This window comes from Ferdinandcohnia sp. GQ5 (assembly GCF_059759275.1).
Map to the genome: position 1 here is coordinate 55184 of NZ_JCAXEW010000006.1, position 26580 is coordinate 81763.

36 protein-coding genes are annotated in these 26580 nt (G+C 36.4%); 29 read left to right on the top strand and 7 right to left on the bottom strand.

The genetic code is table 11. The features are described 5' to 3' along the window. The first annotated feature begins 22 nt into the window (after positions 1–22). From ctaD to AC6CHV_RS08960, 7 genes are all read left to right on the top strand, one after another. Positions 23–1897, top strand: a complete 1875-nt coding sequence (ctaD, locus tag AC6CHV_RS08930) for a cytochrome c oxidase subunit I (RefSeq protein WP_121449118.1) — start codon at positions 23–25, stop codon at positions 1895–1897. Beyond that, on the top strand, positions 1897–2517 hold the full coding sequence (locus tag AC6CHV_RS08935) for a cytochrome c oxidase subunit 3 (RefSeq protein WP_121449117.1): 621 nt from the start codon (positions 1897–1899) through the stop codon (positions 2515–2517). Before ctaD ends, AC6CHV_RS08935 begins: the two co-directional genes overlap by 1 nt. A 4-nt stretch (positions 2518–2521) precedes the next feature. Further along, positions 2522–2848 (top strand): cytochrome c oxidase subunit IVB, encoded by a 327-nt coding sequence (ctaF, locus tag AC6CHV_RS08940; protein ID WP_121449116.1) that lies wholly within the window; start codon positions 2522–2524, stop codon positions 2846–2848. 145 nt (positions 2849–2993) lie between these two features. Further along, positions 2994–3893, top strand: a complete 900-nt coding sequence (gene ctaG, locus AC6CHV_RS08945) for a cytochrome c oxidase assembly factor CtaG (protein ID WP_498078755.1) — start codon at positions 2994–2996, stop codon at positions 3891–3893. 38 nt (positions 3894–3931) lie between these two features. Further along, on the top strand, positions 3932–4393 hold the full coding sequence (locus tag AC6CHV_RS08950; protein WP_341331996.1) for a DUF420 domain-containing protein: 462 nt from the start codon (positions 3932–3934) through the stop codon (positions 4391–4393). Between the two features lie 124 nt (positions 4394–4517). Continuing rightward, a complete protein-coding gene (locus tag AC6CHV_RS08955) occupies positions 4518–5027 on the top strand; it encodes a GNAT family N-acetyltransferase (protein ID WP_341331995.1) in 510 nt (169 codons plus the stop codon). Between the two features lie 286 nt (positions 5028–5313). Then, positions 5314–5679 (top strand): Asp23/Gls24 family envelope stress response protein, encoded by a 366-nt coding sequence (locus AC6CHV_RS08960; protein ID WP_498078756.1) that lies wholly within the window; start codon positions 5314–5316, stop codon positions 5677–5679. A gap of 163 nt (positions 5680–5842) precedes the next feature. On the opposite strand, the gene AC6CHV_RS08965 is transcribed toward AC6CHV_RS08960, so the two are convergent. Next, positions 5843–6211 carry a YugN family protein gene (locus tag AC6CHV_RS08965; protein ID WP_341331993.1) on the bottom strand — a complete coding sequence of 123 codons (369 nt, stop codon included), beginning with the start codon at positions 6209–6211 and terminating at the stop codon, positions 5843–5845. Positions 6212–6437: 226 nt separating this feature from the next. On the opposite strand from AC6CHV_RS08965, the gene safA reads away from it, so the two are divergent. From safA to AC6CHV_RS08980, 3 genes are all read left to right on the top strand, one after another. Then, entirely contained in the window at positions 6438–7001 is a 564-nt protein-coding gene (gene safA, locus AC6CHV_RS08970) for a SafA/ExsA family spore coat assembly protein (RefSeq protein WP_440273687.1), read from the top strand. 33 nt (positions 7002–7034) lie between these two features. Continuing rightward, the gene (locus tag AC6CHV_RS08975; RefSeq protein ID WP_498078757.1) at positions 7035–7460 is read left to right on the top strand and encodes a CBS domain-containing protein; all 426 of its coding nucleotides are present in this window, start codon (positions 7035–7037) and stop codon (positions 7458–7460) included. A gap of 103 nt (positions 7461–7563) precedes the next feature. Beyond that, a complete protein-coding gene (locus AC6CHV_RS08980) occupies positions 7564–8631 on the top strand; it encodes a CAP-associated domain-containing protein (RefSeq protein WP_498078758.1) in 1068 nt (355 codons plus the stop codon). 22 nt (positions 8632–8653) lie between these two features. On the opposite strand, the gene AC6CHV_RS08985 is transcribed toward AC6CHV_RS08980, so the two are convergent. Beyond that, entirely contained in the window at positions 8654–9019 is a 366-nt protein-coding gene (locus tag AC6CHV_RS08985; protein WP_498078759.1) for a hypothetical protein, read from the bottom strand. A 12-nt stretch (positions 9020–9031) separates the two neighbouring features. Further along, the gene (locus tag AC6CHV_RS08990; RefSeq protein ID WP_498078760.1) at positions 9032–9529 is read right to left on the bottom strand and encodes a hotdog fold thioesterase; all 498 of its coding nucleotides are present in this window, start codon (positions 9527–9529) and stop codon (positions 9032–9034) included. A gap of 143 nt (positions 9530–9672) precedes the next feature. Between AC6CHV_RS08990 and ylbD the strand changes: the two genes are divergently transcribed. From ylbD to AC6CHV_RS09015, 5 genes are all read left to right on the top strand, one after another. Beyond that, complete coding sequence (gene ylbD, locus AC6CHV_RS08995) at positions 9673–10062, top strand: spore coat protein YlbD (RefSeq protein WP_341331988.1); 390 nt, start codon at positions 9673–9675, stop codon at positions 10060–10062. Positions 10063–10081: 19 nt separating this feature from the next. Beyond that, on the top strand, positions 10082–10321 hold the full coding sequence (locus tag AC6CHV_RS09000) for a YlbE-like family protein (RefSeq protein ID WP_121449106.1): 240 nt from the start codon (positions 10082–10084) through the stop codon (positions 10319–10321). Positions 10322–10414: 93 nt separating this feature from the next. After that, positions 10415–10798, top strand: a complete 384-nt coding sequence (locus tag AC6CHV_RS09005; RefSeq protein WP_341331987.1) for a hypothetical protein — start codon at positions 10415–10417, stop codon at positions 10796–10798. Positions 10799–10860: 62 nt separating this feature from the next. After that, the gene (locus AC6CHV_RS09010; RefSeq protein ID WP_341331986.1) at positions 10861–11304 is read left to right on the top strand and encodes a YlbF/YmcA family competence regulator; all 444 of its coding nucleotides are present in this window, start codon (positions 10861–10863) and stop codon (positions 11302–11304) included. A gap of 134 nt (positions 11305–11438) precedes the next feature. Beyond that, positions 11439–11714, top strand: coding sequence for a YlbG family protein (locus tag AC6CHV_RS09015; protein WP_099363114.1), 276 nt, complete (start codon positions 11439–11441; stop codon positions 11712–11714). Between the two features lie 388 nt (positions 11715–12102). On the opposite strand, the gene AC6CHV_RS09020 is transcribed toward AC6CHV_RS09015, so the two are convergent. Next, positions 12103–12492 (bottom strand): DUF7147 family protein, encoded by a 390-nt coding sequence (locus AC6CHV_RS09020; protein ID WP_341331985.1) that lies wholly within the window; start codon positions 12490–12492, stop codon positions 12103–12105. A 177-nt stretch (positions 12493–12669) separates the two neighbouring features. Here AC6CHV_RS09020 and AC6CHV_RS09025 point away from each other — a divergent pair, with 177 nt between their 5' ends. The 3 genes from AC6CHV_RS09025 to coaD all read left to right on the top strand — a co-directional run bounded on the left by AC6CHV_RS09025 (position 12670) and on the right by coaD (position 13959). Continuing rightward, entirely contained in the window at positions 12670–12792 is a 123-nt protein-coding gene (locus AC6CHV_RS09025) for a hypothetical protein (protein WP_440273682.1), read from the top strand. Positions 12793–12898: 106 nt separating this feature from the next. After that, positions 12899–13474 (top strand): 16S rRNA (guanine(966)-N(2))-methyltransferase RsmD, encoded by a 576-nt coding sequence (gene rsmD / locus AC6CHV_RS09030; protein ID WP_341331984.1) that lies wholly within the window; start codon positions 12899–12901, stop codon positions 13472–13474. Then, complete coding sequence (coaD, locus tag AC6CHV_RS09035) at positions 13471–13959, top strand: pantetheine-phosphate adenylyltransferase (RefSeq protein WP_121449101.1); 489 nt, start codon at positions 13471–13473, stop codon at positions 13957–13959. The genes rsmD and coaD overlap by 4 nt, the downstream gene beginning before the upstream one ends. A gap of 41 nt (positions 13960–14000) precedes the next feature. On the opposite strand, the gene spoVV is transcribed toward coaD, so the two are convergent. Beyond that, positions 14001–15227, bottom strand: a complete 1227-nt coding sequence (gene spoVV / locus AC6CHV_RS09040; protein WP_121449100.1) for a dipicolinic acid transporter SpoVV — start codon at positions 15225–15227, stop codon at positions 14001–14003. 266 nt (positions 15228–15493) lie between these two features. Between spoVV and AC6CHV_RS09045 the strand changes: the two genes are divergently transcribed. Both AC6CHV_RS09045 and AC6CHV_RS09050 read left to right on the top strand, forming a co-directional pair. Then, the gene (locus AC6CHV_RS09045; RefSeq protein WP_341331983.1) at positions 15494–16300 is read left to right on the top strand and encodes a patatin-like phospholipase family protein; all 807 of its coding nucleotides are present in this window, start codon (positions 15494–15496) and stop codon (positions 16298–16300) included. Beyond that, the gene (locus AC6CHV_RS09050; protein WP_341331982.1) at positions 16281–17315 is read left to right on the top strand and encodes a SepM family pheromone-processing serine protease; all 1035 of its coding nucleotides are present in this window, start codon (positions 16281–16283) and stop codon (positions 17313–17315) included. The genes AC6CHV_RS09045 and AC6CHV_RS09050 overlap by 20 nt, the downstream gene beginning before the upstream one ends. Positions 17316–17352: 37 nt before the next feature. Here the strand turns inward: AC6CHV_RS09050 and AC6CHV_RS09055 are convergent, their stop codons facing one another. Continuing rightward, a complete protein-coding gene (locus tag AC6CHV_RS09055; protein WP_341331981.1) occupies positions 17353–18594 on the bottom strand; it encodes a nucleotidyltransferase in 1242 nt (413 codons plus the stop codon). Positions 18595–18886: 292 nt separating this feature from the next. Here AC6CHV_RS09055 and AC6CHV_RS09060 point away from each other — a divergent pair, with 292 nt between their 5' ends. From AC6CHV_RS09060 to gerR, 4 genes are all read left to right on the top strand, one after another. Then, a complete protein-coding gene (locus tag AC6CHV_RS09060) occupies positions 18887–19408 on the top strand; it encodes a YceD family protein (RefSeq protein ID WP_341331980.1) in 522 nt (173 codons plus the stop codon). Positions 19409–19445: 37 nt separating this feature from the next. Next, positions 19446–19619 (top strand): 50S ribosomal protein L32, encoded by a 174-nt coding sequence (gene rpmF, locus AC6CHV_RS09065; protein WP_077617716.1) that lies wholly within the window; start codon positions 19446–19448, stop codon positions 19617–19619. 187 nt (positions 19620–19806) lie between these two features. Continuing rightward, positions 19807–20571, top strand: coding sequence for an enoyl-CoA hydratase/isomerase family protein (locus tag AC6CHV_RS09070; RefSeq protein ID WP_341331979.1), 765 nt, complete (start codon positions 19807–19809; stop codon positions 20569–20571). Between the two features lie 85 nt (positions 20572–20656). Beyond that, positions 20657–21274 (top strand): sporulation-specific transcriptional regulator GerR, encoded by a 618-nt coding sequence (gene gerR / locus AC6CHV_RS09075; RefSeq protein WP_121449094.1) that lies wholly within the window; start codon positions 20657–20659, stop codon positions 21272–21274. An 82-nt stretch (positions 21275–21356) separates the two neighbouring features. Here gerR and AC6CHV_RS09080 read toward each other — a convergent pair whose 3' ends face one another. Then, the gene (locus AC6CHV_RS09080; protein ID WP_341331978.1) at positions 21357–21830 is read right to left on the bottom strand and encodes an N-acetyltransferase; all 474 of its coding nucleotides are present in this window, start codon (positions 21828–21830) and stop codon (positions 21357–21359) included. Between the two features lie 189 nt (positions 21831–22019). Between AC6CHV_RS09080 and AC6CHV_RS09085 the strand changes: the two genes are divergently transcribed. The 5 genes from AC6CHV_RS09085 (at position 22020) to AC6CHV_RS09105 (ending at position 26536) form a co-directional block, all read left to right on the top strand. Continuing rightward, entirely contained in the window at positions 22020–23345 is a 1326-nt protein-coding gene (locus AC6CHV_RS09085; protein WP_341331977.1) for an acetyl-CoA carboxylase biotin carboxylase subunit, read from the top strand. 14 nt (positions 23346–23359) lie between these two features. Beyond that, complete coding sequence (locus AC6CHV_RS09090; RefSeq protein WP_341331976.1) at positions 23360–23572, top strand: acyl-CoA carboxylase biotin carboxyl carrier protein subunit; 213 nt, start codon at positions 23360–23362, stop codon at positions 23570–23572. Positions 23573–23582: 10 nt separating this feature from the next. Continuing rightward, positions 23583–25124 carry an acyl-CoA carboxylase subunit beta gene (locus AC6CHV_RS09095; RefSeq protein ID WP_341331975.1) on the top strand — a complete coding sequence of 514 codons (1542 nt, stop codon included), beginning with the start codon at positions 23583–23585 and terminating at the stop codon, positions 25122–25124. 140 nt (positions 25125–25264) lie between these two features. Continuing rightward, positions 25265–26131 (top strand): 2-dehydropantoate 2-reductase, encoded by an 867-nt coding sequence (locus AC6CHV_RS09100; protein WP_341331974.1) that lies wholly within the window; start codon positions 25265–25267, stop codon positions 26129–26131. Positions 26132–26143: 12 nt separating this feature from the next. Next, positions 26144–26536, top strand: coding sequence for a DUF3397 domain-containing protein (locus AC6CHV_RS09105; protein WP_341331973.1), 393 nt, complete (start codon positions 26144–26146; stop codon positions 26534–26536). Positions 26537–26580 lie beyond the last annotated feature (44 nt).

The window sequence follows — 26580 nt, forward strand, 5'->3', positions numbered from 1 at the left end:
AATTGAATAAGGAGGTCACATTGTGAGTACTGTAGCTCAGAAAAAAGGGTTTGGCGCTACTTTATGGGATTATTTAACAACCGTTGACCATAAAAAGATTGCTAAGCTTTATTTAATAGCAGGTGGATTCTTCTTCCTTTTAGGAGGAATCGAAGCTCTTATTATTCGAATTCAACTTGCTGTACCAGACAATAATTTTGTAACTGCTGGTTTTTTTAATGAAATCATTACAATGCATGGTACAACAATGATTTTCTTGGCAGCCATGCCGTTATTATTAGGATTTATGAATGCTGTCATGCCGCTTCAAATTGGCGCACGTGACGTTGCATTCCCATTTGTTAATGCTTTAGGTTTCTGGTTATTCTTCTTTGGAGGGGTATTCTTAAACTTAAGTTGGTTTATGGGGGGCGCACCTGATGCAGGTTGGACTTCATATGCTTCACTAGCATTACATTCCGAAGGTCATGGTATTGATTTCTATGTACTTGGTCTTCAAATTTCAGGTATTGGTACTTTAATAGGTGGTATTAACTTCTTAGCGACAATTATCACTATGAGAGCACCTGGTATGACTTATATGCGTATGCCATTATTTACTTGGACTACGTTTGTTGCATCAGCTTTAATATTATTCGCATTCCCTCCATTAACTGTTGGGTTGTTATTAATGATGTTTGACCGTATCTTTGGTACTGCGTTCTTCGTTCCATCAATGGGCGGAAACACAATTATTTGGGAGCATTTATTCTGGATCTTCGGTCACCCAGAAGTTTATATCTTAATTCTTCCAGCGTTTGGTATTTTCTCAGAGATTTTTGCTACGTTCTCAAGAAAAAGACTATTCGGATACTCTTCAATGGTATTCGCAACAGTATTAATCGGTTTCTTAGGATTCATGGTGTGGGCTCACCACATGTTTACAACAGGTCTAGGACCAATTGCAAACGCAATTTTCGCGGTTGCTACAATGGCAATTGCTGTACCGACTGGTATTAAAATCTTTAACTGGCTCTTTACAATGTGGGGCGGTTCATTGAAATTTACAACACCAATGTTATATGCAGCTGCATTTATTCCGTCATTCATCATGGGTGGAGTTACAGGGGTTATGTTAGCATCTGCACCAGCAGACTATCAGTACCATGATTCTTACTTCGTTGTTGCTCACTTCCACTATGTAATCGTAGGTGGGGTTGTACTTGCAGTATTTGCAGGGGCACACTACTGGTGGCCAAAAATGTTTGGTAAAATGCTTAACGATACTCTTGGAAAAGTAACTTTCTGGTTATTCTTAATTGGTTTCCATTTAACGTTCTTTATCCAACATTTCCTTGGTTTAATGGGTATGCCACGTCGTGTATTCACATTCTTACCAAACCATGGTTGGGAACTTGGAAACTTAATCAGTTCAATTGGTGCTATTTTCATGGCATTAGGTGTAATTGTTCTTCTTTACAATGTTGTAATCACATCAATTAAAGGGGAAAAAGCATCAGCAGATGCGTGGGGAGATGGCCGTACACTTGAATGGGCTATTGCATCACCACCACCAGAATATAACTTTAAGCAATTACCTTTAATTCGTGGATTAGATCCTTTATGGGTTGAAAAAATGCAAGGTAAAAAAGAAATGACTCCAGCTGAACCACTTGGAGACATTCATATGCCAAATCGTTCAATCTTACCATTCATCATATCTTTAGGACTGTTCATTGCAGCATTCGGTTTCTTACACCATCCAGATGGCGCAAGCTGGTCAGTTCCAGTCATGATCATTGGTGGAATTATTACTTTTGGGGCTATGTTCCTACGTTCAATTATTGATGATCATGGATACCATATTCACAAAGCGGATTTAATGGATGATGATGACAAGAAAGGGGTTGAGGCATAATGCATGCAGAAGAAAAATTAACAGCTGAAACTTTCCCTGCAGAGCCTGAAAAAGCGACCCTTGAAGGTAAAAATAAGTTTATCGGTTTCTGGCTCTTCCTTGGAGGAGAAACAGTTTTATTCGCATCCCTATTTGCAACTTATTTAGCACTAAACAAAAGTAATGGTACAGGACCATCATCTCAAGATTTGTTTGAGATACCACTTGCTTTTACAATGACAATGATCCTTTTAACAAGTTCATTAACTAGTGTGTACGCTATGTACCATATGAAGAACTTTAATTTTAAGAAAATGCAACTTTGGTTAGGGCTAACTGTACTTCTAGGTGCAGCTTTCCTTGGATTAGAAATCTATGAGTTTAAACATTATGTACATTTAGGTCATACAATCACGGGCAGTGCATTTGGTTCTGCATTCTATTTACTTGTTGGAACTCATGGTGCTCACGTACTATTTGGACTATGTTGGGCTCTAACAATCATGATTAGAAACGCTAACCGTGGATTAGATCTATACAATGCACCTAAGTTTTATGTCTTCAGCCTTTACTGGCACTTTATAGACGTAGTATGGGTGTTCATCTTTACTGTTGTATATTTAATGGGAATGGTGGGATAAACACATGGCAAATAATACTAATAACACAAATGTTGATTTAGCCTATCGCAGAAGAAAGAGTGCGGAAGAAATGAAGCAGCATGTTATTTCTTTTGCTCTCATGATTTTCCTTACTATCATTGCATTTATAGCAGTTGGGTCTGAACAATTTTCACCATGGTTCGTTGTACCATTTATTTTACTTCTAGCAGTGATTCAGGTTATTTTACAATTGTATTATTTCATGCATATGAATCATAAAGGACATGAAGCACCAAAAATGTTCCTGTTCTCAGGAATATTAATCGCTGCTGTAACTGTTCTTTGCTTCACAACAATTATTTGGTGGTAAAAGTAGGAGAAAGTCGGTATAATGCCGGCTTTCTTTTTTTAGACACTAAAAGTTCATAAATGGTTTGTTTGCATGACTATTTCCCTAAAGGTATAATTAATAGTATGTGTACATTGTTTATATTATTAAGAGAGGTGAGATAGAGATGTCTATCGATATCTTTGGTTTTCGGGCATTATGGAGTCCCTATTTTTTAGTATCGCTTATCGTCATTACGATTCTATATTTTATGATTGTTGGTCCATGGAGACATCGTTTTGCTCATTCTGAACCTACTTCAATAAAAACAAAGATTTTATTTGTGATCGGAATCGCACTGCTTTATTTTTGTAAGGGAAGTCCGATTGATTTACTAGGTCATATGACTATGACTGCTCATATGACGCAAATGGCTACACTATATTTAATTGTACCGACCTTTTTTATTTTGGGAGTGCCTAATTGGTTATGGAGAACCTTTATAAACTTCAAAGTAATAAAGCCAATATTTAGATTTTTCACTAAGCCATTAATTGCTTTAGTTGTATTTAACGGTTCATTTTCCTTATATCATATCCCACTCATTTTTGACTTTGTAAAGACAAATGTGTTCATTCATGCTGCAACAACGACATTTATTTTTATTGCTGCTTTTTTTATGTGGTGGCCTTTAGTTAATAAATTAGAAGAGTGGAACACGTTGAGTGGACTTAAAAAAGTTGGTTACATTTTTGCCGACGGTATGTTATTAACACCTGCATGTGCACTTATTATTTTTTCAGATGTAGCTATGTATTCAACATATACCGAGCTTGGGTCATGGGTAACTGCTCTAGAGCTTTGTGTACCAGCCTCAATGCTAGCAAGTCTTAATCTTACCGGGCCAGAGATGTTTAATTTCATGCCTCCACTTGAAGACCAACGTACTGGCGGGGTTGTTATGAAAATTATTCAAGAATTTGTTTATGCGATTTTACTAGGGAAAGTATTCTTTGAATGGGTTCGTAAGGAACGTGAGGAAGAAAAATTACTTGAGGAGCAATTACTCAAGCCCCAAACGAACTAATCAAAAATATAGAGAGAACGATGTGAGAGAGGTTTACTATGAATTTACCGATTCTGCCTACAGTGAGCACCACTTTTATTGTTTTAAGTGCAGTAACAGTTGCCATCGGTTGGTATCTGATTAAACAAAAAAGAATTGATGCACATAAAAGAGCGATGACGACCGCTGCTATTTTTGCATTGATTTTTTTCATTATCTATATGTCAAGAACGGTATTTGTCGGAAATACTTCATTTGGCGGGCCTGACGATGTTAAAATATACTATACGATATTTTTAATCTTTCATATTTTCTTGGCAACAACAGGTGCAATATTTGGAGTGATTACATTATACCTCGGCTTTAAAAACAAAATTGCAAAGCATCGTAAGCTGGGACCCATCACAAGCATCATATGGTTTTTTACAGCGTTGACAGGTGTAGCTGTTTATCTCTTGTTGTATGTCTTTTATAAGGGCGGAGAAACAACATCGATGTTAAAAGCAATTTTAGGTTTTTAAAAAATGGTAGAATGGATTGTTTGTAATATGTATAAGGTGTTCTAGAATACAATATTCTAGAGCACCTTTTTATTTTGTTATTCTATGCACATAACTTTATCTTTCTTAGAGGGGAGTGTTAAGGATGATTGAGATCTTTACAGAAAACTTATTATTGGTTCCATGTTCTTTGGATATTGCCAAGTCATTAGTTTTTCATCGCAAAGAACTTGAAAAACGATCACCTATAACGATTCCACAAAATTGGCCATCTCCATTAATAACAGGTATTCTTCCGTTTTATATAGAAAAGCTTGAGAAGGATGAGAATCAGTATGGCTGGGGTTTATGGTTAATCATTAATTATGCCGATAAACGGATTATTGGTGATATTTATCTTCATGGAAAACCAGATAAGAAAGGTAATGTCCAATTGACGTATACAATGAATCGAGATTATCAAAAAACGAACTTAACCTATGAAGCGGTGGACGCTTTAATTGATTGGCTAGTGACACAAGCGGATGCCAAAAAAGTACTTATGGAATGTAGTGATAGTAATTATCAATCCATCCAACTTTTTGAAAAGCTAGGAATGAGATGTACAAAAAAGGATGGTAAGTTTTTGACTTGGGAGCTCCGTAAAGTTATTTAATTATATTTAGCAAAGTAAAACTTCTGCTAAATGTTTAAGCCTCTGGTGGATGCCACAATTTTTCAGAGGAACTTTTTGAGGCAGTAAGTCCAAAGACTAAGAACGTCACACTTGTAGCAACATCCTTATGACTCACTTCCTGTAAGACTTATAAAAGGGCGGTAAGTCGTATATGCGTAATAAATAATATGAAAAGATTTTTCTAGACTAGTGCCCAATTCATTCCTTAATGCATATGGTAGGAGTAACCATGGTGGTCTTGAAATTGAGAAGGAGTGTGGTTGGGGTGGTAAGAAAAGCATTAGAAAATGGTTCGCTTTATATTAAGAATGATGTATTAGCAATGATTGCTTCAATTTGCGCCGAAGATATTGAAGGGGTTACGATTGTATCAGGATTAAAGGATGGGGTATCTGGAATTCTTAATCGGAATTTTCATAAAAACGGTATTACCGTAATCGAAAATGAAGAAGAAGGAATTGCCCTTGAGGTAAAAATTGCCATTGAATACGGCTTAGAAATCAAAAAGACATGTGAAGTCCTGCAAGCAGCAATTTTGCATGAAATAAAAAGTATGACTGGGATTAGTTTATCTAGTCTTACCATTCAAGTTGAAGGGCTTACTAATACACAACCATTAACAACAACGTAAAAAAAGGAACAGTTTTTGACTGTTCCTTTTTATATGCAATTTGTTTAGTTCTATTCGCCATCGGTTCTAAAGCTAGTCAATCGCTTCGGAAGGTAAAATCACCTTCTGTCTACGAATGTCTGAAGCTTGTCGCCGAAAATCGGGCGTCTTTCACTTTTCATTATTATGCGTTTACAACCGCATCTATATTTTCTTTCACTTTCGCTAAGATGCGTTCACATTGATCTACTAATGTTTTAGGGAAAACTTCATCTTCGCCATATTCAACACCATGTGGATAATAGTACTTACCAACGAAAGGTGTTAGTAGTTTAATGACTGCATCAGTTGCATTTTCTTCGATTACTCCCTCAACTGCATGACCTTGTACACGAAGGTAGTAAATATCGCCTTTAATCTCAAATTTACGGTCGTATGTAATTCTCTCATAATCCCACTGACCTGCAAGAATAAAACCTTCTGATCTCATTATGTCAGTTAATCTTGGTAATTCAATTGTTACGTTTTCTATCCCCGTATTTTCAAATCTCATTTAATATCCCTCCAAAAACCGTCAAACAACGATTTATATGTTCTCAGTATAATAATAGTACGAAAAGATACAAGTTGCAACGTTTGACATTAATATGTCACGAAAAATAAAAAATTATTTTATGTGGAATTTTTAAAGATTTGGTCAAACTAACAGGGAAAGGAGGGATAAGATGAAGAAATTTCTTTTAATCATTACAGGTTTATTTTTTATTTTAGGTAGTCCAATGATTGCAAATGGACAAGGTACGACTACATATACCGTACAGCCTGGTGATTCTTTATGGAAAATCGCTGTTCGCTATCAAGTTGGTTTGTCTGAAATAATTTCAGCAAACCCTCAGTTTAAAAACCCTAACCTCATTTATCCTGGTCAAAAGGTAACAATTCCAATTCTGGAAAATGTTAAAAGCATTGAAAATCAAGTTATCTCGTTAACTAATCAACAACGTGCAAAATATGGATTACCTGCATTAAAGGTTGATTGGGAACTTTCACGTGTGGCACGTTATAAATCTGTAGACATGAGAGATCGAAATTATTTTGACCATACTTCACCTACATATGGCTCACCATTTACGATGATGCGCAACTTTGGGATTTCTTATCGAACAGCAGCTGAAAATATAGCCGCTGGACAAAGAACACCTCAAGAAGTTGTAAATGCGTGGATGAACAGCCCTGGGCATCGGGCAAATATTCTAAAGCAAGATGTTACTCATATTGGTGTAGGGTATGCAGAAGGTGGTTCAAAAAGACATTATTGGACACAAATGTTTATTGGTAAATAAGATAATAAAGTGAGTGTTAATAAGGAGGATACAATGGAATCTGTTCGTGATGTAATGAGTACTGAAGTTGAATATTGTACTCCCCTTGATAATGTGTATGAAGTAGCAGTTAAAATGAAGGAGTTAGATGTTGGTGCAATTCCTATCTTAGAAGATCAAAAATTAATCGGAATGATTACTGATCGAGATTTAGTTGTACGAGGGTATGCTGAAAAAAGATCAGGCTCCAATCAAGTAACAAATGTGATGAGTGATAATCTTGTTACATGTTCTCCTGATACGTCACTTGAACAAGCGTCCGAATTGATGGCAAAACATCAAATTAGACGTTTACCAGTTGTTGAGAATGGTCAATTAGTAGGGATTGTATCATTAGGTGACTTGGCAACAAATAAAATGTCTGATACACATGCAGGAGAAGCATTAAGTGATATATCTGAACAAGACCAATTACACTAAATTAACAGGCACCAAATTGGTGCCTGTTTTATTCTTCTTACATTAATCGCATAAATCTAGGAAAAGTTTAATATACATGATAGAAAAAGATTGATGTTAGGAAGTGGTTCTTCTGAAATTAGCTAAGATTGTAGTTACTATCATACTTTTAGCTTCTAGCATTTATTATATTTCTATTAAATATGGAAGAACAGAAATAGTGAATGGAATGAACAATTATAAGTTGTTATCAAGCCATGAAAATCCTGAAAAAACCACTTTACCTTATCAACAGGAGATTCATCAATTTGAAGGGCTCTATTCATACATTGGAGTGGAGAGTTCAAAAATAGTAGAAATACTTGGTGAGCCCGACCGAATAGACCGTTCATCCTATGATTATAATTGGTGGGTGTACAACTCTACCCCTCAAAATTATATCCAGGTGGGGATTGAAAATGATCGTGTTGTTACCGTGTTTGGAACAGGAAATGATGTACAAGTTGAACCATTTGAAATTGGACAAGCTGTTGCAGAGTTACATTCAAAAGGCTTAATAAAACCTAAAATCTCTTTGAATGTGAATAAAAATCCATATCGATTTGAGTTAACTGAAGAAGAAATGAAGGCTAGACCCTTGATTGCGATGGGGAATGTTTATGTACAAGTATATGTGGATACATTTACGAATGAGATTTCGAGCATTCGTTTTTTAGATGGGGAGACACTGATTAAGCTGCGTCCCTATGAATTAGCGTATCGAGGAGAATTACTTTCCGCAAAAGAAGTTTCAAAGGTAGAATGGAAGGAAATAGAACAAGGAAACTCAGCCCAAATTTTAGATATAACCAATGTGATACGAACTAGGCATGGACTTCATACATTAAAACAAGACGAAAAGTTAGCTAGCGTTGCTTATTTACATAGTAAAGATATGAGTACAAATGAATATTTTGACCATACCTCGCCGACAAACGGGGGGCTAGCTGACCGACTCGCTAATGGGGATGTGACCTATCAACTTGCGGGAGAAAATATTGCAGCAAAATATGTTGACGGTATTGCAGCTGTTGAAGGATGGCTGAATAGTGAAGGACATCGCGAGACTCTATTAAGCGAGGACTACAACTTTCTTGGGGTAGGGGTATACGAAAAATATTACACGCAAAACTTTATTCAAAAATGGGAGTAAGCAATGCATCTAGGTGTATTGCTTACTTATTATTTACTAAGATTTGATATTTGTTGAACTGGAAATGATCTTTTGTCCATTCACCAATACATGAAATTTCATCACCTAAATTAATTTGAGCAGGTGTATATTCACCCCTTAGTGGAATAATCCGTTTTGCTTTAATAATACCTGTGGACGTTTTTATTTTTAACTCAGTCACATGAACGAATTTATGATAATAATAGCGTTGCTTTTCTTCATTTTTACTGATAATTCTACCTTTGATTACCGCTTCTTCATTTACTTTTTCAAGGTCCTTCCAGCTTTCCTCGTATTTCTTTCTTTCCTTTTTTGAAAGTACATAAAAATAGACAATAATGAGTGGAATGACAATGGCTGTAACCATTCCTACACCTCGTTATTTTTTGTTTGGACGATCAATGATAAAGAAACTGCCTGTAGCATGAGCGATTAATGTTCCATCATCCCGGAATACTCTACCCTCAGTCACGCATATTTTTGAACCTCTATGAATCATTTGTGCGACACAGCGGAATTCTTTTCCTATTCCTGGGGCCACATAATTAATTTTCATTTCAGTTGTTACAGCTGCTTTGTCATGTGGGAGGACATTGTGAACTACTGAACCCATAGCAGAATCAAGGAGTGTTGCTGTAATTCCCCCATGGACGATTTTTAATGGGTTTTGAATTAGCTCCGTATTTGGAATGGTAATTTCATAGGTTAGATCATCAGGGACTTTTCGACTTGTTTGTAGTATGCCACCAATATATGATCCATTTTGTTTTGTTTGTTTACGAATTACGGCATCAATTACCCTTTCTAACGCCTGTTTTTCTTCTTCGTTTGCTTCAACGAAGAATGTCTGTAATTTTTGTAAGATACGATCTTCCATGATATTTACCTCAAATCCATAATATTTTTATTATTCTTATTTTATCAATTATATTGGGCTTAGTGCAATTTAAAATGGGCGAACAAATCAATTTATTAAAGATAAACTATAGTAGGCATTCGTATGAAAAAGAGGTGATTGGTATGGGAAAAAAACTTCATCCGTCCGTTCAAGAATTTAAATCTTTTGTAAAAAAACATCCAATTCTAGTTCAGGAAGTGCGAAAAGGAGCACTTAATTGGCAAGAAGTATACGAAGATTGGTATATACTTGGTGAAAATGATGAGAAGTGGAAGAAATATAAAAATAGTAACAGTAAGACAGAAGAACGAGACAAAGAAGATTTTATCGGAAAAATCTTTTCATCCTTTAAAAATGCAGATATGAATAATCTTCAGCAGCAAATCTCAAATGTAAGTGAAGCCATTTCAACGATTCAAGCAGTCATCCATCAGTTTCGTGGAGAAGAAAAGCAGAATCAAGGGCAGTCTTCGCACCGACATACTCAACCGTTTGCCTTTCGAAAAGATTAGGTGAGAAGGGAGGAGCATGATGCGAAAAGATACCTATGAGTACCTCAAAACAAAAAAACAAATTCGAACTTTTGTACGTCAAAACCCAATTTGGTACAGAAAATTAACCAGGAATCCAAATGATTTTCAGAGCCTTGAGATGGAGTCAAAATTGTATTTCAAACAGACTCTTCCACATAAAGTGCAAAAACTCAACCAGTCTTTAGAAATGGCCTCTTTCATGCTACAAATGTATCAAGGTATGCGACAAAGCGATTAAACGCAAGGCGACTCTTTAAGAGTCGCTTTTTTTAGGGAATGCAGGATATTTGTTATGTGATAGGAAAAACTAGGAAAAAGGAGTGGTTGAAAGTTGTACAAGATTGTTTTATCCCTTTTTTTTCTAAGTTTCCTTTATTTTTATATACATGAAGTTCCGGTTGAGGCTATGATTACTGAAAACTTGTCGATCCAATCAGAACGAACTCTGCATGTGAATCACCATGTTAGGGGAAATGATGTATATCTCGAATGTATTATCTCAAATTTTTTATTTAAACAAAGTGGTGGCCGTAAGAAGGAAGGTGAGGGCCATCTTAATGTTATAGTAGATGGTCGACGGACAGAAAAGATATCCACGGCTGCATTTATTATAAAAGGGCTAACAAAGGGTGAGCATACCTTGAAAATTCAAGTAGTCCATAATGATTTAACGAATTACGATCTCGCACACACGATTCATTTTCAAATAAAGTAATAAAGTTCCATAAGATGCGATTCGTGAAGAATCATGGTATAGTGATTATGGAGGTGTTTTTTTTGATAGCTACACTTGAAAGAGTTGAGATACTTGAAGAGGCGGAAAGCCTAGCATCAATGATTCTACAATCTGAACTAGCTGAGGAATATCGCAGCTGTTTATATACATTACAAAAGGATAAGGAAGCACAAAAACTTATCGCGGAATTTCAGAATATGAAGGAGAAATATGACGAGGTTCAACGATTCGGGAAATACCATCCTGATTTTCGAACTGTTTCAAAAGAGACAAGAGAGTTAAAAAGGAAGCTAGATCTTCATGAAACCATTGCTGATTTTAAAAAAGCAGAAGATAATCTCCAAAAAGTCCTTGATGAAATCAGCGTGTTACTAGGGGGAGCTGTATCAAAACATATTAAAGTGCCAACAGGTAACCCATATTTTGATTCCATTTCAAGTTGTGGCGGCGGCTGTGGCAGCGGCGGCGCATGTGGTTGTCATTAATAGATTAGCAAATAATATGAATATATTACCCATATTTTCTGAAAAAAGTAAGTTTTCTACTTTATTTCATATTGTAAAATTTTAACTCATTGTGCTACACTATAAAAAAGTTATTGAAATAAGGAGAAAACACTATGATTGGACAACGCCAAGGAATTATCGTTTGGCTACATTCGCTAAAGCATTCAAAAATGCTGCGTAAATTTGGCAATATTCACTATGTATCAAAACGTCTAAAATACGTGGTCCTTTATAACGATATGGAAAATACCGATTCAATCGTAGAAAAGTTAAATTCGCTTGCCTTCGTAAAAAGAGTAGAGCCATCATATAAACCATTTTTAAAGATTGAATTCGAGAACAGAAAACCAGATCGCGCAAAGGAATACGATTATAAGATTGGACTATAAAAAGCTTATCAAAAGCATCCTGCTTTTGATAAGCTTTTTTTATTGTCTAGCTATAGGTCAGTTATAGCTGAATACAAGGTTAAGAATGTTGAAGCGTTAAGATTCGGTATGAAGACCATCAAAACGAAAAAATGAGGTACCCAAGAGAGGTGTGAAGAGGTTAGTCGTACCCTCGAGCAGTTGTCGTACCGCAAGTGAGGGTAAGAAATAGGGTCTTCGTGCCCTCAAACAATGTCCGTAATGCAAGTGAGGGTAAGAAAAAGGGTGAATCGTACCCTCATGCAATGGTCGTAACACAAGCGAGGGTATGAAAGATGAAACGTACATTCATTACTCGAGGCGCCAGCAACACATACTATTTGCATAACGCCTCCAAGTGTAGATATTGTTATTGCATTGGCGGTATGTATCGGTTCATTCTTAGAATCCCAATTAAGTGTTGATAATACAGTTCTTTTTCACTAAACATGGTGGATGGTTTAACGTCAAGTGTAATAATGGATAAATCCAGAACGCTAGCTAATTCTGCAAAGAGAGAGTACCTCTTATTGGGTTTGATTTGCGGGTTCGGTATTCCTTCCCTACAAATATAGATAGCTTGAAAATCACCAGGATTTGTTGGTTGAAAAGCTATTGCTAAAGAGGATAGCTGCCTATCTTGAACGGTAGTGTTAAAGGCAAATAGCTTTGAGATTCTGTTCCTATTATTTTTCATAAGTTCCAGGAGTTCATAAATATCAGAGTATCCTTCACCAAGCTCTATAAAGCGTTGTATCATACTAATTTCCCCTTACTTTCATATATTCCATGTTTACTTTATCACGATTTGATAGGAATTAACAATTACAAACAAAAAAACCCTGCAAGTCACTTGCAGGGTCCTTCCATTCCATGTTTTTCGTTACCGTTCACATGGAAGAAGGCAAAGGGAGAGGAGAAACCGGAGGAAGAACTTATGGGGAAACGTAAGTCTTCTCCGCGGTTGGCAACAACATCCTCGAATGATGTTGTTATTACTAATTATGACCAATTGAAAATTGTGTATACATGCTCCGGCGTATTTTTATTATTGAAGTAAAATTTTTTACTGGCCTTTCGTTTCGAATTTTTCTTAATTGATTAACAAACGATAATGTTTATGGTAGGATAATGTTATTCATTTTACATAGACAGTGGTGATAGTAGTGAGGGTTGTATCTGGGGTAAAGAAAGGTCTGCACTTGAAAGCGGTACCAGGGACGTCTACACGCCCAACAACAGACAAGGTGAAAGAAGCTATCTTCAATATAATCGGTCCTTATTTTGATGGTGGAGTTGGTCTTGATTTGTTCGGTGGAAGTGGAGGACTTGGAATTGAAGCGCTCAGCCGCGGGATCGACAAAATGATTTTTGTTGATCGAGACCAAAAAGCCATTCAAACGATAAAAGGAAATTTAGAAACTTGTCGCCTTCTGGATCAAGCAGAAGTATATCGAAATGATGCTGTGCGAGCATTAAAAGCAATCGTGAAGCGGGACATTAAATTTGATGTAATTTTTTTAGATCCGCCATATAAACAGCAAAAATTAACTGAACTTATTGAAGAAATTAGTAAACACCAGTTGTTAACAAGTGATGGAGTTGTTATTGCAGAACATGATTCAGAAGTATTACTCGAAAAGTCAATTGGTAACCTAGAATTAGTTCGGCATGAAGAGTATGGAATCATTGGTGTATCACTATACAGATATGAAGAGGGATGGGAAGGGGAACAGAAATGACAAGAATTGCAGTTTGCCCAGGAAGCTTTGATCCTGTAACAAATGGGCATCTTGATATAATTAAAAGAGGCGCAAAAGTATTTGATAAAATCTACGTATGTGTATTAAATAACTCGTCAAAAAAACCTTTGTTTACAGTAGAGGAACGGATCGAACTATTACAAGAAAGCACAAAGGACATACATAATATTGAGGTTGAATCATTTCAAGGTTTGTTGATGGACTATGCAAGTCAGAAAAAAGCAAATGCGATTTTACGTGGTCTTCGTGCTGTTTCAGATTTCGAGTACGAAATGCAAATCACCTCAATGAACCGTATTTTAAATGAAGAAATCGAAACCTTTTTTATGATGACTAATAACCAATATTCATTTTTGAGTTCAAGTATAGTAAAAGAAGCTGCAAAGTATCATGGCGAAATTTCAGAGCTTGTACCTAAGCCGGTAGAACTTGCACTTAAGGAGAAGTTTAACACCAATCATTAAGCTATATATCTTTTAATACCAATAGTAAAAACCCTCGCATTTTAAATACGAGGGTTTTTCATTCTAATGGAATATATACCGATATAACAAAATAAAGATAATATGGTAAAAAGCGGTCCGTAAGTTAATAAACCACTCCAAACCGTTTCTACCCATAAGGGGGTATGCTCTGGTATTAATGGAGAGAAGACTCCCAATGTTTCTTCCGAGCCTCTGTTTTTCACGTAAAGTGGATTCCATAAAAATAATGTGATAACTCCAGCCAAAAAGCCGTGCATAATTCGAGCCATAAAAAATGGCTTAAAACTCACATCAGTTTCCGCTAGTATACTCGCTACCTGTGCTTGAACTGATAGTCCACAAAATCCAAGAATAAAGCTGACAGCTATCACTTTAGGAAGTAAATCGATGTGTTCTAGTTCGCTTGTCATCATCGATCCCGTTGTAATTTCAAATATTCCGGAAATAAGCGGGATGCTAAGTTCGGTAGGTAATTGGAACAGTTTTAATAATATCGATAAACCTGCCCCAATTATGGCAATAACATTTATTAAAGAGAGAAGCTTATTAAATACAGAGAATAGAATGATAAATCCACCAATCATTAACAAGGTATGTATTGAGGTGGTTACCGCATCCCCTAATAATTGACCAAATGGCCTCTTTTCCTTCAATCTTGTACGGTGGAGTTCCTGTAAGGCTTTAACAATAATACTCTTTTTCTCTTTATCTTTTGGTGTATGTTCGTCGTCTTTTTTACCATAGAACCTCATAATTAACCCGACACAAAAATTACCGACATAATGACTGACCGCAAGCAAGATGCCTAACCTTGGGTTTTCAAAAAATCCTACAGAAATAGCGGCAAATATAAAAAGAGGATTTGATGCATTCGCAAAGGAAACAAGTCTTTCTGCTTCGACCCTTGTAATCTGTTTCTCCTGTCTTAGCCGTGCAGCTAGCTTTGCACCGGCAGGAAACCCTGAAGCCATGCCCATCGCCCATGCAAAACCACCTACACCTGGAACACGAAACAGTGGTCTCATTAGTGGTTCAAATAAGACACCGATAAATTTGACAACACCAAAACCAATTAATAATTCAGAAATGATTAAGAAAGGCAGTAAGGATGGGAAAACGATCTTCCACCACATTTCCAAACCGACCCTAGAAGCTTCGAGTGAATCCTTTGGAAAATAAATTAGTGCAATGGTAAGTAAGGTTATTCCTGCTGCAATGGCTACTGTTTTGAACCTAGAACGTATCAATGGTACTCCTCCTATAGAAGTCTTCTTTTCTATACAATTAGTTCATTTAAGTGATAGAATAAGAGAGTCCGCAGTTTTCGAAATATTCTTTTTCTTTAATTCTGACGTCGTGAGTGTAATGAATAGAATCATCAATTATCAACCGATGGTTTGTACATCTATTTAAATATACGTGTATAGGTGGCAAGTTTAGACCAAAAGTTTGTACAAGTTTTCATTTCTTTTTTCATATACTGTTATAGTTTCAATGTTAGGGGATGATTCGTATGAACGAACCTGTAATCGGATTGGCACTTGGATCAGGTGGGGCGAGAGGATTTGCACATTTAGGAGTAATTAAGGTACTTTTGGCTGAAAACATTCCAATTGATCTCATCGCAGGAACAAGTATGGGTTCTTTGGTCGCAAGTTTTTACGGGGCAGGATTGGATATTGACCGATTATATAAGCTTGCTCTTGCATTTAAACGCAAATATTATTTAGATTTTACAGTTCCTAAAATGGGATTTATTGCTGGAAAAAGGGTAAAAGAACTTATACGTGTATTCACACACGGCAAAAATATAGAACAACTTGATATTCCAATTGGTATTGTGGCAACTGATTTATTAACCGGAGAAAAGGTTGTGTTTCGAAAAGGTCCAGTTGCAGATGCTGTCCGAGCAAGTATTGCCATTCCTGGAATATTTGTTCCTGAAAAAATTGATGGTCGAATCCTTGTCGATGGTGGTGTAATTGATCGTGTTCCCATTTCTGTTGCAAAAGAAATGGGGGCAGATATAGTTATTGCGGTAGACGTTTCACATGTTAAAATAAATGAAGAGGTTGCTTCAATATTTGATGTAATATTACAGAGTATTGATATTATGCAGAAGGAACTCGTGAAGTATGGGGAATTTTCCTCTGATATCATGATCCGTCCACATGTCGGACATTTTAGTTCCCGTGCATTTACAAATATTGAGGATATTATCCGAATCGGGGAAGAGGAAACGAGAAAACAACTTCCTATGATCCAAGAGGCAATTGCAAAGTGGAAGGAGTCTGCATTAAATGAAGAGAAAGAGAAATAAAGCGTATTTAAAAGCCCTCGTAATTGGTGTGGTGCTTGCAATTTTAGGCACCTTTATCCAACTCCCATATTACGTGACAAAACCAGGAATGGCAACAGAACTCGACCCCATCATTAATGTTGAAAACGGTTATGAAGAAGAAGGAGAATTTATGTTAACGACGATACGTCTTGGCCAAGCCAATATATTTAGCTATTTATTGGCTAAGTTTCAAAAGTATCATGAAATTTTACCGATTAATCATGTGCGACGGGACAATGAGAGTGATGAGGAATATACGAATCGCCAATTATTTTATATGGAAGATTCACAGGAATCAGCAATTACGGTTGCCTATAAGTATGCAAACAAGCCCGTTACGGTAAAAAACCATGGAATCTATATAATGGGTATTGTCGAGGGAATGCCTGCAGAGAAAGTGTTAAAGCCAGGCGATCGAATTTTTGCAGTTGATGGGAAACAAATTGAAGAACATACAGAATTTATGAAATATGTAGCTGATAAAAAAGAAAATGAAACGATAAACATTGAGGTTGAACGAAATGGAGAAGAGAAAACAGTCTCTGTTTCACTTGCACCTTTTCCAAAGGAACCAGACAAAATTGGAATTGGAATTGAATTAATTACTGATATCGAAGTGGTAGCTGATCCAAAAATTAACATTGATTCGAAAAAAATAGGTGGTCCTTCAGCTGGACTTATGTTTACACTTGAGATTTATAATCAGCTTACAGAAAAGGATCTAACTCACGGATTACGCATAGCTGGTACTGGAACAATCAATACTGAGGGACAGGTTGGCCCAATAGGTGGGATTGGTCAGAAGATAGTTGCTGCTGATAACACAGATGTTGACATTTTCTTTGCACCGAATGAAAATGGTGCAGCAGTTTCAGATTATCGACAAGCTTTAGAAACTGCAAAAGATATTAAGAGTGACATGAAAATTGTTCCTGTAGATACATTTGAGGACGCCCTTCATTATCTTAAGAATCTTGATGAAAATAGTAAATAAAACACAGCCGCTTCCAAAATGGATGCGGCTGATTTCTTTATAAATATTTTTGCAGTTCCTCATCATATCTAATTGGTGGAGTAGCATATTCCTGTCGCAGTAGTGAGGAGCGAAGTGGTTCAGGGAATATAGTTAAATATGTTTGGGTAGCCTTCACATCAAGTGTAAATAGTTCATCTGAAAATCCTGACACTTTTGTTACAATGGGAAGTTCTATTTCTTTTTTGATGTGATTCAAATAGTTCTGTCCTTTTTGAGACATACCTAGTAAACGAATATAGGTGGCTAGTGGATTTTCATTAATTGGTTTTAGCTGTTCCTTCGTTGTATTAGTTAATATATGTACGCATAATCGTTGAAGCCTTGTCCAAGTGTATCGTTTCGTTTTTATTTTTTCCATAAAGTCCATGAACGAGGTTGCTGTTGTAATTTGGGCTAGCAGTCTATTTTCAATACCTTCTTCGGCCTCATAAATATTTGCTAATTCAGCCGATGTAGACGTTAGTAACCTATATTTTAATAAGGTAAAGTATTCCTCCCACCGATGGAATAATTGATTTTCTCGATAGTAAGAAGATAGCCATTTGGAAGTTGAGGGTGGAAGATAATTTTTAATTTGATCCATATTTTTCTCAGTTGAAAATAATGTTTTACGAATACTAGTTGCACTTGCGATGGATTCATGAGAAATGGTTTCATCATGATAACCCGCAGAGGTTCGCATAATTGTTTCAGCTTTTACACTACTATTTTGATCATAGATAGCTTTTACGTAATGATAGCCTAAAATATTATTTGGTTTTGATAAATCAACGTATGTATCATGTTTTGAAAGTGAAGAATAAGCAAGAGAAGCTGCTTTAGGATAGCTATATCCTTTTTTCATATTCAGCCGAGTGATGGAATCATAGGTTCGTTGATTTTTTTTCATAAAATCCACAGTATTTTGAAAGTCGTCAATTGTTCCATTTTCACTACCAAAGCAAACTTCGTCACAATGAAGTGCACTTAATAGGGAAATTGCTCCATTCGCAAAGTTTTGTGCTTTCTGAGTGGCAAACGCATAAGGTAATTCAATGACGATATCGACCCCTGCTTCTAATGCCATTTTGGTCCTTGTCCATTTTGAAACGAGGGCAGGTTCACCGCGTTGTAGAAAATTTCCGCTCATTACTGCAATCGTACAATCTGAATTTGTTTTCTTTTTTGTTTCTTCGAGATGGTACTTATGTCCATTATGAAATGGATTATATTCCACAATAACTCCTACAGCTTTCATCATTTCACCCTTTTTTTCAATGTCTAGTATAAGCGCATAGCCCATCAAGGTCACAAGCCGCTCCGACAACAAGGTTAATAAACTACCCTCTAGCCTGCCCGTATAGTGCTTGTTATAGCTAATCAAGACCCTTATACATTTCTATTTAAAACTTTATTTTTAAATATCATTTTTTTGGAAAAGCTGATATAGTAGATAAGTATCTACACATTAAGTATAGTGTAAAGAAAAAATATTGACAAATGTAATCCGCAAAGCTATAATTACCTTTGTTGCCTTGAGGTGATTTCACTTGAAATGGACAATTAATCAATTAAATCAGTTAGCTCGAAAAGGTCTAATGATTGACGAAACTGTTGATGTTAGAGACTTAATGGAAATCGAAAAATCGATTCGAGATATTTCGCCGGTACAAATAACCGGTCGTGCTGATCTAAGCTCCACGAAAGCGAGCTTTCATTTAGAAATCTCTGGATCAATGATTTTGCCTTGTTCTCGAACTTTGGTTGATGTTAAATTTCCATTCGAGATCAAAACAACTGAAACGTTTTTACTTAGACAGACATCTGAATTTGACTTAGAGTCGGAAGAGGATGTTCATCAAGTTAAAGGAGAAGTAATTGATTTACTTCCGCTTATCAAGGAAAATATTTTACTTGAAATACCAATTCAGATTTTTTGTGATGAGGATTCGAACTCTGAAGATGCAGCACCGCAATCAGGACAAGATTGGGAAGTTATCAGTGAAGATGATAAAAAGAACAAGATTGACCCAAGATTAGCAGGATTAGCGAAATTCTTTGAGGAAGAATAGACCATCTTGATCTATTTTTTTTAAGGAGGTGGGAATAATGGCTGTACCTTTTAGAAGAACTTCTAAAACTAGAAAAAGATTACGTCGTACACATTTCAAATTACAAGTGCCAGGTATGGTGGCATGCCCAAACTGTGGTGAAATGAAATTAGCACACCGCGTATGTAAAGAATGCGGTACTTACAAAGGAAAAGAAGTTGTTAACAAATAATTTGTTAACATGTTAAAGCGTATTGATAACATTTGTTATCAATACGCTTTTTACTTTATTAGAGTACTTCCTAGCATCCCCCGTTCAATGAAAACACCTCAGATTCTTTCTAATGTTACTCAATCCAATGTTGCCAATCTCAATTTTTTACCAGTACAATAAGATAAAAAGCTTAAGGGGTAAATTCATGTCAAAATATATAGTGAAACGAGATGAAGAGGGAATCGTTTGGTTTACTATCAATCGCCCTGAAAAATGGAATGCAATCGATTATGAAGTGATGGATGGACTAAAAAAAACCATTACTGACGTAGAAGAAAATGATGATGATAAAGTTTTAGTGATTACGGGTACAGGACAAAAAGCATTTTGTTCAGGTGGAGATTTATCCGTTTTTCAAAACCTTAAAACAGAGCATGAAGCTTATCAGATGCTTAGCAAGATGGGGATGATTCTATACTCACTTGCTACATTAACGAAACCAACTATTGCTCTACTGAATGGACTAGCAATTGGAGGTGGATGTGAGCTTGCGACTGCCTGTGATTATAGACTAGCATCTCGTGGAAGTAGATTCGGCTTTGTTCAGGGTAAACAGGGGATTACGACCGGCTGGGGTGGAGCAACTCTCCTATTAGAAAGAGTATCGATTGACAAAGCGTATCGCCTTCTTCTCACAGGTGAGATTTTTTCAAGCGAAGCTGGTAAAGAACTTGGATTTATCCAACATATCTTGTCAGTGGACAATTCTATTATGGATTGTAAAGAATTTATTTCTAAAGAATTTTTACATAATACTAAAGTAGTAAATGCATACAAAAAGGTAGTAAATAGGAAATGGTCTCAAACCGGGTTGAAGGAGAGAATAAGTGAGGAGATCAAGGAGTGTACTACTTTGTGGGTAACTGAAGAACATCTAGAAGCAGTACGCAAAATCATGCAAAAAGAATAATTATTTCCATGCTAGAGTGTGAGTAGTCTATCTTTTCTATTACATGCATATGTATTAATAAAAAAGAAGTTTAGGAGGGAAAGATATGACTTCAACACGTCAAGATGCATGGACTCAAGATGAAGATTTATTGCTTGCAGAGGTAGTATTGCGCCATATCCGTGAGGGAGGCACACAATTAGGTGCATTTGAAGAGGTGGGCCGAACATTATCCCGAACCGCTGCTGCTTGTGGTTTTAGATGGAACTCATATGTCCGCAAACAATATAAATCAGGGATTGAACTTGCAAAAAAGCAGCGTAAGGAATTGAAGAAGCAAAACAATGGAGAACAACTTCAGGATAATTCATTGGAACAAGTGATCATTGAAAATGTAGATAGTAAACAACAAGTATTGCAATTAAAAGATGTGATTCGGTTCCTTGAAGAATATGAAAAGACGGAAAGTGAGTTTCAGAAGGTCGTAAATGAAAATCGGAACTTGAACACTCAAATAAGTAAGCTTCAAGAACAAGTTAAAACATTAAAGGCACAAAATAATACGTTAGAAAATAATATTCAATTAATTGAAGAAGATTATAAGGCATTAATCGAAATCATGGAGCGTGCTCGTAAAATGGTGGTTCTTCAGGAGGATGAAAGAAGTAAGAAAGTTAAATTTCAAATGGACCGAAATGGGAATCTGGAAAGAGTTGAGAAATAAAGAAGAAAACAGCTGACAATATGTTCAGCTGTTTTCTTCTTTTGGTGTCTAGCTCCATGTGCCTTGCACTTATATAGAAAAATCAGTCGATTTCATGTACACCATTCGGGAACCAAAGAAGAGGGTTTTCTCCAAGGTCACGTTCCATATTGTAAGATGCAGGGGTAAAGCCCATTTTCTCCCAAAACTCAGCTGATTTCACACGTGGATTTGTTTTGATCGGTAGATTATATGCTTTTGCATAGTCCACTAATGCTTTCCCAAATCCTTTTTGCTGATAATTTGGAAGTACTTCAAGCTTCCAAAGCTCTAAATAATCTTGTGCAGGTTCAAAATATTTATTGAATTTTTTATCAACACGATAAAGACTCATACGTGCTACTAATTTATCACCAAAGAAAATTCCGTAAAACGGTGAAACGCTATCATTTTCGATAATGTTTGATTCAAGGTCTTCCAGCATGGATAATTCTTGAAGACCATATTCTTTAAATGCTTTAAATTCTTCAAGTGTTTTGTAGTTTACTAATAATTTCTCAACCTTTGCCGTATACATTTTGTATCCCCCTTGCGATTCTACTAAGAGAAACTGTAATTATGAATATAAAAACATTATACAACAAAAATACAAAAAATTCTGTAGAAAAATATAGAAAGCGTTTTCAGTTGTGTGCAGGATTATGTAGATACGTGTAGAAATTATAGTGTGGGTGGATTTGATCTTTCAACGAAAGGGGAACAGATCTTGAAAAAAGTATTAATTGCAAACAGGGGAGAAATCGCTTTACGAATCATGAAAACATGCCACGAGATGGGGGTCGAAACAGTCGCTATTTATTCAGATGCGGACCAGCAATTACCATTTGTAAATTACGCAACTGTAGCGCATCGAATCGGTGAGGCACCCGTTTTAAAATCCTATCTTCAAATGGATAAAATCCTCGAAATTGCCGAGATGGAACATGTTGATGCAATCCATCCAGGCTATGGGTTTTTATCGGAAAATGCAGCTTTCGCAAAGGCGGTTGCAGAACGATCAATGGTTTTCGTTGGACCCTCACCCTCACTTATTTCATTGATGGGCGATAAGGTAAAAGCAAGACAAACTATGATCGAAGCGGGTGTCCCTGTTGTGCCAGGAAGTAATGAAAGTATTCGAACAATAGAGGAAGCTTGTACGCTTGCTTTAGAATATGGCTACCCAGTAATGCTAAAAGCAAGTGGCGGTGGTGGTGGTATTGGGATGATTTGTTGCAATTCTGAGGAAGAACTACAAAAAGCGTTTCACGCAACAAAGACTAGAGCTAAGACGTATTTCGGAAATGAAGAAGTGTTCATCGAAAAATTTATTCCCAATGCAAGACATATAGAAGTACAAATCTTTGGTGACCATCACGGAAACGTAGTTCATCTTTTTGAAAGAGATTGTTCGATTCAACGTCGAAACCAGAAAGTAATTGAGGAAACACCTTCTCCATTCTTATCTAATGAAACGCGTGAAAAAATATGTCACGCAGCCAAAAAGGCAGCTGAATATGTGAACTATACAAATGCCGGTACGATTGAATTCATTGTCGATGAAGAAGAAAATTTTTATTTCTTAGAAATGAATACGAGACTTCAGGTTGAACATGCCATTACGGAAATGATTACGAATATAGATCTTGTAAAGTGGCAAATTCTTGTGGCCAGGGGAGAGAAACTACCTTTGTCACAGGATGACATACTATCATCAGGCCACTCGATTGAGTTTCGTGTGTATGCAGAAGATCCGGTAAAATTTTTCCCATCTCCAGGAAAAATAGAGGTGTATACATTTCCGGATAATGATCCAAATGTGCGAGTAGACAATGGTTATGAAAAAGGAACAATTGTTACGCCGTTTTACGACCCGATGATTGCAAAAATTATTGTGAATGGTGACAGCCGACAAGAAACGATTCAATCAGCTAAGGAGTATCTGAATCAAATTGTAATCAAAGGAATAAAAACGAATATCCCTTTATTCCAACGAATTATCAACGAGGAATCCTTTTTAAAAGGAGAATATACTACAAAATATCTCAATTAATAGGGGGAATTGATATGAAAGAAATAAAAGCGAGTATGGCAGGGACCGTATTACAAATATTGGTTTCAGAAGGGGAAGAAATTAACGAAGGCCAAGTTGTGGTCATGCTGGAATCAATGAAAATGGAAATACCAATAGAAAGCGGACAAATTGGTAAAGTTGCTTCTATTAAAGTAGAAATCGGTGATTTTGTAAACGAAGACGATGAATTACTTGTACTAGAATAGGAGGGTAATAATGCTTCATACGAAGGATTTAGATCAAATGTTAGTAGAAAAAAGCAAAGAAATTGAAGCAGGAGGGCATGAAAAATACCATCAAAAGCTGAAAGAACAAAATAAATTATTTGTTCGTGATCGTCTAGCGCTTTTATTTGATAAAGGAATATACCAAGAGGATGGAAAATACGCAAACAATTTAGCGGGTGACCTTCCAGCAGACGGTGTCGTTACTGCAATTGGGGAAATAAACGGTCAAAAAGTATGTGTAATGGCAAATGATTCTACTGTTAAAGCGGGTTCGTGGGGAGCCCGGACAGTTGAGAAAATCATTCGAATTCAAGAGACTGCTGAAAAGCTTCGTGTACCGCTATTATATTTAGTAGATTCCGCAGGAGCTCGAATTACTGACCAACTTGAGATGTTTCCGAATCGTCGCGGCGCAGGGCGCATTTTTCATAATCAAGTAAAACTTTCTGGGATGATCCCTCAAATATGTATTTTATTTGGACCATCAGCTGCAGGAGGGGCCTATATTCCAGCGTTTTGCGATATTGTAATCATGGTCGATAAAAATGCTTCGATGTATTTAGGATCACCAAGGATGGCTGAAAAGGTAATTGGTGAGAAAGTGACCTTAGAAGAAATGGGCGGAGCACGAATGCACTGTACAGTTAGTGGCTGTGGCGATGTACTTGCTGCCAATGAAGAGGAAGCTATACAAAGTGCACGACAGTATTTGCAATTTTTTCCTGCCAATTATTTAAATAAACCCACTTTTATTGAAGGGAAATTACCAAAGGAAGGTAAAAGTCTTCAAGAGATAATACCTGTAAATCAGAATGCTCCTTTTAATATGTACGAAGGTATTGATACCCTCATTGACGAAGGTAGCTTCTATGAGATTAAGAAACTATTTGCTCCGGAAATAATTACTGGGCTAGCACGTATAGATGGAAGACCTGTTGGAATTATCGCTAACCAACCGAAAGTAAAGGGCGGCGTCTTATTTGTAGATTCTGCAGACAAAGCGGCTAAATTTATCACATTATGTGATGCATTCCATATCCCATTAGTGTTCTTAGCAGATGTTCCTGGGTTTATGATTGGAACAAAGGTCGAAAGAGCAGGCATCATTAGACATGGAGCAAAATTGATTGCTGCAATGAGCTCAGCAACTGTACCGAAAATTTCAGTTATCGTGCGAAAAGCATATGGTGCAGGACTTTATGCGATGGCTGGTCCTGCATTTGAGCCGGATTACTGTGTGGCACTTCCGACAGCTCAAATTGCTGTTATGGGGCCAGAAGCAGCAGTAAATGCGGTATATTCGAATAAAATTAATGAAATTGAAGACCCAAAAGAGCGGGTCGCTTTTGTTCAACAAAAACAACAAGAATATAAAGAGACGATCGATATCTACAAGCTTGCATCAGAGTTAATTGTTGACGATATTGTTCCAGCTGCAGAGCTTAGACGTGTCCTCATTGATCGTTTGTCCGCTTACGAAACAAAGGAACTTGAATTCGTCCAGAAAAAGCATCCAGTTTACCCAGTATAAATAAGAAGGATGATTAGACCCCAAGGAATTGCCTTGGGGTTAGTTCTGTTTTGTTTTGCCTACCTTTTGTAGTAAGTATCTAGTCATTTTGTCGGGCTTTTTGGTAAAATAAAGGTAGGACAAACTATGGAGTTGGAACTATGAAAATTGGAATAATTGGTGGGGGTTCTATCGGGTTGTTATTTGCAGGCTATCTTGCAGAATACCATGATGTAACCCTATATACGAGAACTGAACGCCAGGCATTTGAAATTAATCAAAAAGGTGTAACAATAGAAATTGAAAACACGTCAAATACATACCGTGTACAAGCTGTAACAAGTACAGCTAGTGTAATCAGGGAAGATATTCTTTTCATCGCGGTGAAACAATACATATTGAAGGACGTCCTTTCACAGATCAAAGACATAGAAAAGGTACAAACGGTTTGTTTTCTACAAAACGGAATGGGGCATCTTGATATCATGAAACAACTCGAAAATAAGAATATCCTTGTAGGTGTTGTAGAACATGGTGCATTAAAATTGAATGATACTACCATCATACATACTGGCATAGGTCTTACAAAGTTTGGGATTATTAAAGGGGATTTTATTACATTTGATATTCCTATCAAGGAGTTTCAAAACGAATTTCATAACAATTGGTATGAAATGATGACTTCAAAGCTAATTGTTAATGCGGTCATCAATCCATTAACAGCTTTATATGGAGTTAAGAATGGGAGATTGCTTCAAAATGAGTATTTCAAGAATCAAGTCAAGACTTTATTTCGTGAAATCACGTCTGTCATACCTTGTAATGAAGAACAAATGTGGGAGCTTGTGGCGACAATTTGTAAGAATACTGCTCAAAATAAATCTTCTATGCTACGAGATATAGAAGAGGGAAGAAAAACCGAAATTGATGCCATTTTAGGGTATGTATTAGCTGAAGCAAAGAAAATAGATCGGGAAGTAGCGATAACACAATTTTTATATGATTCTATAAAAGGGATGGAAAGATGAGGGGGATAGGAAATGATAAATTTTTTTGCGGGTATTGCTGCGACATTTGTTACAGCTCCTGTGCTTGGCTTTATACTAATCTATTTTATTAGTAGATTTATAATGAAAAATAATAGAAAATCGTTTTTTCTTTCGGTAGATATTACAACCGTATTTTTTCTCATTGCAGTACATTATTTATTGCTCGTAATTGTTGGAAAAAGCATGCTTTGGCTAATCATCCTGGTCCTTGTTATTGCCATTTTGCTGACTGGTTTTGTAACCTGGAGAAAGAGTCATGAAATAGATACTGTGAAAGTAATTAAGAAATCATGGCGATTTGTTTTTCTTGCATCTACATTTGCTTATATTCTTTTGCTTTTAATCGGATTGGTTCAACGAATTTTCGTCACAACCATAAATTAATCCATCATGAGCGAATATTTTTGGTTTATAGAAAAAGCGTGCTA